Annotated in this window: 3 protein-coding genes; 1 reads left to right on the forward strand and 2 read right to left on the reverse strand. The window is 42.3% G+C overall.

The annotated features are described in order from the left end of the window. Nucleotides 1-90: 90 nt before the first annotated feature. The gene (locus AC805_RS03235; protein ID WP_009627331.1) at nt 91-558 is read right to left on the reverse strand and encodes a tetratricopeptide repeat protein; all 468 of its coding nucleotides are present in this window, start codon (nt 556-558) and stop codon (nt 91-93) included. A 188-nt stretch (nt 559-746) separates the two neighbouring features. On the opposite strand from AC805_RS03235, the gene AC805_RS03240 reads away from it, so the two are divergent. Further along, complete coding sequence (locus AC805_RS03240; protein ID WP_055074084.1) at nt 747-1,085, forward strand: rhodanese-like domain-containing protein; 339 nt, start codon at nt 747-749, stop codon at nt 1,083-1,085. A gap of 33 nt (nt 1,086-1,118) precedes the next feature. Here AC805_RS03240 and AC805_RS03245 read toward each other — a convergent pair whose 3' ends face one another. After that, a complete protein-coding gene (locus AC805_RS03245) occupies nt 1,119-1,301 on the reverse strand; it encodes a hypothetical protein (RefSeq protein WP_009627333.1) in 183 nt (60 codons plus the stop codon). Nucleotides 1,302-1,483: the final 182 nt, after the last annotated feature.

A 1,483-nucleotide genomic window follows, 5' to 3' on the forward strand; every position in this document is an offset into this window, starting at 1 on the left:
CCAAAGAGAGTTGCCGCGCTCCGCGCGGCAACTCTCTTTGGAGTTTTATACCAATTCACGAAAGTGTGACAACACTTTTGTGAATTGGTATTAATTCAACATAGCCGTACATTCGAGAATCAACTTTTGGTTGGTGAGGGAGAAAGGTTGAATTTCCAAAGCCCTATGGAAAGTGGCGATCGCTTCGCTATAGTTGCCGATCGCGGCATAGCATAAACCCAGCCCGTGAATCGCCCCAAAGTGATAGGGATTGAGCGAAATCGCTTTCAGACAATCTTTGATCGATCGCTTGTAATCGCCTTGCATATAAAACAAAACGGCTCGTCGATTCCATGCCTCCACAAAATCAGGCTGGGAGAGAATTAATTGGGTGAGCATTAACTCCGCTTGTCTGATATTGCCGCTATCCGCCATCATTTGGCTCTGACGCAATACCTGTAATCCCTGCATCCCCTTCTGCATAAACCACATTTCCCATAACCCCTGAGTGGCTCGCTCGCGTATCTCCTCATCGGCACTTTTGAGATCTCTCAACAATTCTTCAATGGGCTGGCTCATTGGTCTAGACAAATAAATTTATGGGTAAATCATCGATAAATCAATAATTGGGTAATCATCTTGCTTGGCAGGATTTTTCCCAATCATTTAACTTATTGTGAAAGCTAAAGCTCTATCATCTAAAGTTTGAACTAAAAGCGGGACTTGTGTTAGGTTTTTAACTCATACCTAAGAGATATTTTGTCAGTATGTCTATCATCCAAATTACCGTCCAAGAGCTAGCCGAACGTTTGGCTGGAGAACATCAAGATTTGCAACTGATTGATGTGCGCGAACGGCATGAGGTGGAAATCGCCGCGATCGCTGATTTTACGATCTTACCCCTAAGCGAATATGAGGAATGGGCTGCTGATTTCAAAGAAAAATTCGATCCCCACACAGAAACCCTAGTCTTGTGCCATCACGGGATGCGATCGGCGCAAATGTGTCAATGGCTGATCGAACGGGGCTTTACCAATGTCAAAAATATCGATGGCGGCATTGATGCCTATGCCTATATCGTCGATCCCAGTATGGCAAAATATTAAGAATCTTATCAAAATTTCATTAAATAACAGGGGTTAGTGGGTTAGGAAAGGAACGCTAAAAAATACGGCTAAACCAAGTGCAGAAACGATACAGGTAATGATGGTAATAACGATAAACTTGCGATCGTTAGCGCCATAAAACCTATTTGGCAAGGAACTTGCAAGTACCATTAATCCAATTACGGCAAGAATTCCAATAAATAAGCTGCGGTTCATAGTTGTTTATTAAGTTGTTTATTGAGTTGTTTATTCCCTGTGGGGCTGTTGATAGTTTTTCGGTTCGGATCGTTTGAGATATTTCCCGATTTTTCTATCCTACCGCGACTATGAAACGGCAATTTTGGCAATTTTCAATTTTTATATAGCAATCCTGAATGAGTTGTGAGAGGCTTCGACTT

Origin of the sequence: Pseudanabaena sp. 'Roaring Creek', assembly GCF_001402795.1 — a bacterium.
Classification (GTDB): domain Bacteria; phylum Cyanobacteriota; class Cyanobacteriia; order Pseudanabaenales; family Pseudanabaenaceae; genus Pseudanabaena.